Source organism: Acinetobacter sp. GQ146, from assembly GCF_059758585.1.
On sequence record NZ_JCAXDV010000016.1, the window covers coordinates 1 to 6,613 of the forward strand.

3 protein-coding genes are annotated in these 6,613 nt (G+C 40.9%); 2 read left to right on the top strand and 1 reads right to left on the bottom strand.

Going from position 1 to position 6,613, the window contains the following annotated elements:
• The coding region (locus AC6CHI_RS15995) for a beta strand repeat-containing protein (protein WP_498122485.1) at positions 1-3,575 on the top strand (3,575 nt) is incomplete at its 5' end.
• A gap of 192 nt (positions 3,576-3,767) precedes the next feature.
• Here AC6CHI_RS15995 and dsdA read toward each other — a convergent pair.
• Positions 3,768-5,099: a D-serine ammonia-lyase gene (dsdA, locus tag AC6CHI_RS16000; RefSeq protein ID WP_498122487.1), complete on the bottom strand. Its 1,332-nt coding sequence runs from the start codon at positions 5,097-5,099 to the stop codon at positions 3,768-3,770.
• Between the two features lie 250 nt (positions 5,100-5,349).
• Between dsdA and dsdC the strand changes: the two genes are divergently transcribed.
• Complete coding sequence (gene dsdC, locus AC6CHI_RS16005) at positions 5,350-6,261, top strand: DNA-binding transcriptional regulator DsdC (protein ID WP_498122488.1); 912 nt, start codon at positions 5,350-5,352, stop codon at positions 6,259-6,261.
• Positions 6,262-6,613 lie beyond the last annotated feature (352 nt).

Consider the following 6,613-nt stretch of genomic DNA (forward strand, 5'->3'; position numbering starts at 1 on the left):
CGGCAGGAGATCTGAGTGCAGGCAGTGTAGACATCACCATTCCGAATACACAAATCCTAGCAGATGGCGACTACAGTGTTGTGGCGAAAATCAGTGATGCAGCGGGGAACAGCAGTAATCCAAGTAATGAAGTGGACTTTGCTGTTGATGCCACAGTGCCAGACAATAGCGCAGCCAGTATCAGCATAGACCCTGTTACGTCAGACAACGTCCTGAATGCAGCGGAATCAGTTACTGTAGTCACCTTAACGGGCACTTTAACAGGTATTCCAGCAGATGCAGCGGTGACGACTGTGACCGTAACCATCAATGGTACAGACTACGATGCGACTGTAGATACAGTGGCAGGTACATGGAGTGTTGATGTAGCTGGTGATGACTTGCTGAATGATCCAGATACCACGGTAGATGCTCAGGTAACCTTCACAGATGCAGCTGGTAACGTGTCAACCTCAAGTGATAACCAGCTTTACAGCATTGATATTACATCGATTCCAACTGTATCAGAGGAAGGATTAACAGGAGGCAATCAAGATACGGATGGCAGTCCAACAGATACGACTGATGCTGCATCTATTAGTGGAAATTTAAATATTGGTAGTTTAATTGATGCTGTAACCGTTACCGGGCCAACAGGGATTACCTCAGGTGGGCAAACTGTCGTTTGGACGGGTGTTTCAAATCCTGATGGTTCTTATATCTTGATGGGACGTGTCGGCACAACAGATATTGCTACTTTAACTATTGCAACATCAGGTGCTTATACCTTTACCTTACAAAAGTCTTTAGATCACTCGAATTCAACCCTTGAGGATATTTTAGCGCTCGGTTTTACGATTACATCTACAGATGCTTTAGGTACAACAGATTCAACATTAAGCATTAATGTTGAGGATGATGCACCGATTGCTGCTCCAGATATAATGCATATGGTGGATGTACAACCAACTTCGGTAGAAGGTGAGTTAGTTGTCAGTTATGGTGGAGATGGTGGTTATGTACAGAGTATCTCGGTAGATGGTTATACATTGACATATTTACCCGATACAGACTCGATTTCTGCAACTGGCACTGTAGGTTCAATTACTTATAGCTTTAATGCTGTAAATGATGAGTTAACCATCAACAAAGGCACGGGTGAAGTTCTGGTTGTAGATATGTTGACGGGGCATTACAGCTATTCAGCACTTGCCGAAGAAACTGCTGCTCAAGCACCAATAGTAGGCATTAATAAAACTGCTAGCCTACTAGGATTAGTAAATGCAGAGGCTTTAGATTTGATTGGAATAGGTACTAATCAATTATTAACTGCCGTGGATCCGAATAACGATATTCAATCAGTTGTCGTCAATGCAAGTTCAGTGATTAGCGTTGGTCTGGGTAATTATTATAAATTGGACTGGTCAACTGCTATGGCGGCTGAATTTGGTTTAAATGTTGTAGAAAATAATAACATTTTTGTCGTAGACGTTTTAGGTATCCCGACACTTACAACTCAATCATTTTCAAGACTAACAATTACATCTTTAGATGGTGGTTTAATTGATAACTTAAAATTGAATGAGTTTTTAGCAACTGTTTACATTCATCAATATGGTGTGAATTTGCTATCACTAGGCGTGGCACCAACGATTTCGATTTCAGCAACAGATAGTCAACCTGTAACGTCAACAACCTCTTATACAGATTTACTTGGAGTAAGTTTATTAGATCCTAATAATGACCCAGCTGGTGTGGTAGAGGACATAAGTGCTACAAATACGCTCAATGGAACCAATGGTGATGATCGTTTATATGGTTATGCTGGAAATGATAATTTAACGGGTAACCAAGGGAATGATTTACTTCGCGGTGGGGCGGGTAACGATACTTTAAATGGCGGTGCTGGTAACGATATTTTAAGTGGTGGTACAGGGAATGATATCCTAACAGGTGGCTCAGGCAATGACACCTTCCTTTGGGAGAAAGGGAATCAGGGTACTGTTGTGGAACCAGCCGTAGATACCATTATTGACTTTTCTAAACAACCTGTTGCCGGTGGAGGGGATATTCTCGACTTACGCGGCTTATTAGACGGTGAACTGGCGAAAGGGATAAGTATTGGAAACTTGGCAAACTATTTATACTTTGTCTTTGATGGTAGCAATACAATTCTTTATATCAATACCGCGGGTACGCTTTCTGCTGCAACACCAACTACAACTTCTGATCAGCACATTACATTTACGAATGTAGATTTAGTAGGTAGTTATACCACTCAGCAAGAGATTATTTCGAATTTACTTAAAAATGGAAACCTATTGGTAGATCAGGCAACTACGAATACGGACTTAAATGGTTCTTCATCTTTCGATGTGGTGATAGTGGATAATGATGGTGATACTGCTTCAACTAATATCACTTTTGACTCTACTTCACCAGCTACCTCAGCACAACCAAATGTCGCACCGATTGCTCAGGCTACCGATGCAACTTTGCTGGGTCTAATTGGTGCAGATGTACTTGGCATTATTGATTTAGATCAGCAAGCGTTTGTAGCTGTTGATGCTAATCAAAATTTACGGTCTGTCGAAGTTAAGTTCACTGGTCTTATCGGTGTGAGTTTGGGAGAGTTTAGCTTGTCTGCATCTGCTCAGTTGGCTGTAGAGCTAGGGCTTGAAATTAATGTAGTTAATACAGGTATTCTAGGCCTCGTAGGCCCTACTTCTACGTTGACAATCACGGCACTCGATGGTGGTAATATTGATAACTTGGCTATTAATGAGTTGTTAGCCACGATTAAACTTGGTTCTGATCAAAACTTACTTGGATTGGCAGCAGGATTAGACATTAGTGCTTTAGGTAGTTTTAGCATCACTGCAACAGATAGTTATGGTTTATCTGATTCCGATTCATTTAGCTCTTTAGTCAATGCTGATGTGCTTCAAAGTTTGTTAGGAGGTCAAGAAAACTACGATATTATTCAGGGAACTTCTGCAAACGATCCATTAAATGACAGTGTAAGTGTATCAGGCACCATTCATGAGCGTCTTTATGGCTACGATGGTGATGATACGCTTAATGGTAGTTCTGGAAATGACCTACTTCGTGGCGGTGCAGGCAACGATACATTAAACGGTGGTGATGGCAATGACCTACTGATTGATGGTAATGGTTTCGATACGCTCAATGGGGGCGATGGTGATGATCTAATCATGGTGACAGGGACTGGATTTGCTTCAGTAGATGGTGGTACTGGAACGGATACCTTAACTTTATTAGGCGGCATTGATTTAGATTTATCGAATTACAATGGTGCGGCTGAACCGACTATTCATAATATCGAACGTATTGATTTAGCCAATGGAACCGAAGGTTCAAAACTCACCTTAACAGCATCGGATGTTTTAAACGTCACGGGAGGTACATCATTGCAAATTTTTGGTGATGCCTATGATCAGGTTGAAATGATTGGTGCAATTAAAGGTGCATCAAGCATGATTGGTGGAGTGCAAGTTACTCAATATACTTTGGGGGCGAATACGGTCTATGTTGATAACGATATCGTGAATGGTATGGGAGTGATTGTGATTTAAGCTTTTTTCTAGTTTCAATCGAACCTCTCCAAATTTTATTTTGGAGAGGTTTTTTATACTTGCATGATTTCAAAAAAAAGTAGATTGAGGTTGAAACTTTGCTTCCACCTCAATCACTATATTTTCAGTTTTTTCAAAGCTGAATTGACCAGATTATGGATAGTTAAAATCAGCTCGCAGAAAGACGAAATCCTATTTCTGTGCTTTACTCAGGTATTTCTGCATTTCTTCAGGTGGTACCATTCCTCCGCCTGTTCCCCAAACAATATGATTGGCATTTTGCAATTGTGTGGCTGTGAAATGCTGCATCGCAGCATATTCTGGATGTTGCGAAATCAAGAAAGGTCCTAACATCCCTGCTAAAGCAGAAGGTTCTAGTTTTAGGTCTTCAGTTTGATTGAGTAGACCAAGTAATTGATAGAGCGTTTGGTCATCCAAGGTATAAAGTCCATCCAGTAGCCGTTGCATAGCACGCCCTACAAACCCAGATGCACGACCCACAGCTAATCCATCTGCAGCAGTAATGTTATCAATACCAATATCCTGTACCGAAATCTGATCATGTAGACCTGTCGCAATGCCCAATAACATACAAGGGGAATGAGTCGGTTCGGCAAAAAAGCAATGCACATGATCGCCGAAAGCCATTTTTAGACCAAAAGCAACTCCACCAGGACCACCACCTACACCACAAGGTAAATAGACAAATAAAGGATGATCTTGATTAACCTCAATTTGGCGTTGCTGCAATTGTTGTTTTAAGCGTTGACCTGCAACGGCATAGCCTAAAAATAGCGTTTTGGAGTTTTCATCATCAATGAAATAGCAGCTTGGATCGTTTAATGCCGCTTTGCGTCCTTGCTCAACCGCAACTCCGTAATCTTCAAGATATTCAACCACGTTGACACCGTGGGCACGTAATTTATCTTTTTTCCATTGCCGTGCATCTGCGGACATATGTACCGTGACTTTAAAGCCCAATTGAGCACTCATGATGCCAATCGAAAGTCCTAAATTTCCTGTCGAGCCGACTGCAATACTGTATTGACTGAAAAAAGCTTTAAATTCCGGCTGATTTAACTTGCTGTAGTCATCATCAAGTTTGAGTAATCCTGCCGCCAAAGCGAGTTTTTCGGCATGACACAACACTTCATAAATGCCACCGCGAGCTTTAATTGAACCCGATATGGGTAAATGACTGTCCAATTTTAACCACAGGGTGCCTTGCAGTTTTTTACCTAACTGACTGCCGAGCTGTTGTTGCATATTGGGAATACGAACCAGTTCAGATTCAATAATGCCCTGATTTTTAGCTGTTTCTGGGAAGGCTTGCATTAAATAGGGTGCAAAACGTGTTAAACGATCACGTGCATCATCAATATCGGCTTGATTCAGTCCGACATAAGGCAGCCCCGCTGTTAAAGTCGTAAAATTCGGATTGAGCCAAAGTATTTCTTTTAAGTCGATAAGTGTTTGTACGATGGGAAATTGTTCAATGAGGTGATGTCTTTGCTGAGCGTTCATATGGGGGACTCATTCAGAAATGGGCAGGCAGAAAACAGAATATGGTCGTGTTAAAAGCAATCTTGTTCTGGCATTTCAATGTATTTATTCAGCGCAGTCAAATGATGATATTTTGCTTTGAGATTAAAATGATTCATCTGAAAATATATAAAACCAAGATTTTTGCTATAAATGATGATGTATGCTCACCTGAGTAGGCTGGTTTTAGATCGGCATACATACAGCTGAATGAGTAGCGGGGAGTGTGTAAATGTCGACCATCCATAAAAGTTTGACGGGGTTTCAGTTGGCCAAACTGTATAGCTTTGAAGTCGCAGCTCGACATCAATCTTTTGCTCTGGCTGCGGAAGAGTTGTGTTTGACGCCCAGTGCGGTCAGCCATCAAATCAGTCAATTAGAAAAAGAACTTAATTTTCCACTGTTTTTAAGATTACATCGTAAAGTGGAATTGACCCATGAAGGTCAACGGCTGTTTATCGCAATGCAATCTTCGCTTGATCAATTGAATAATGAGCTACATGCTATTCAGAATCAGGCTTTGGCAGGTTCGCTCACCATTTATGCGCGGCCCTCGATTACCCAATGTTGGCTGATTCCCAAACTTCAGGATTTTATTCAAAAATATCCACTGATCGAGTTGTCGATTTTAACAGGCAATGACACTGTTAATTTGCAACGAACAGGAATTGATCTGGCACTTTATTTTGACCATCAGCCTGCAGTAAATCTGAATTATCAGTATTTAATGGATGAACAGATTGTGCCAGTCTGTAGCCCAGAATATGCCAAAAAGATGAATTTATTCAGTAATATACAGTATTTACGGGATTGTACTTTATTGCATGACAGCCAAGCATGGAGTAACGGTACGGGAACCGAAGAGTGGCAGAGTTGGGCCAATCATTTTGCAATAGAACTGGAGACCACAAAAGGGATGCAGTTTGATCGCTCGGATCTGGCGATTTTGGCAGCCAAGCACCATCTTGGGATTTGTATGGGCAGAAAAAGATTGGTTCAGCAAGATCTCGAACGAGGGGAGTTGATTATGCCTTTTCCCGAAATGCGGATGGCGTGTCAGCAGCATTATTATCTGGCTTCACCTCAAGATCGGTGTTTACCGAAAGTCGATGCTTTTGTGAGTTGGTTAAAAGCACAGGCTTAATCCTGCAAGTCTAGTATAACCTTGGTGGAAATAATTTTGTAAACACAACCATCAAGGAATAAGTCGAATATTGTGGTGATTATGGCATCATAAACTAGGTTTGCGATGGGATAGTAGCTTAAAAAGGGTTAAATTTATTTCATTGATTTTTATTGTTATTTTGTTTTTTGTGCCATCGTGCATTGAAATTATTTTAAACCCAAGATTAATACATCTTTAGACAGAATGAGTCTGCGCGGATTCCTTTTTATATTGCCAATTTATGTCACAAAGTGCCCTAAATTTAAGATCAGCACTGGCTATAGTCGCTAATTTTTTATACTATACGGCAAACTTTATAATTACGACATTG

Excerpts from the sequence above, each read along its gene's own strand:
- dsdA (WP_498122487.1), bottom strand. The coding sequence starts at position 5,099 with ATGAACGCTCAGCAAAGACATCACCTCATTGAACAATTTCCCATCGTA.
- dsdC (WP_498122488.1), top strand. The coding sequence starts at position 5,350 with ATGTCGACCATCCATAAAAGTTTGACGGGGTTTCAGTTGGCCAAACTG.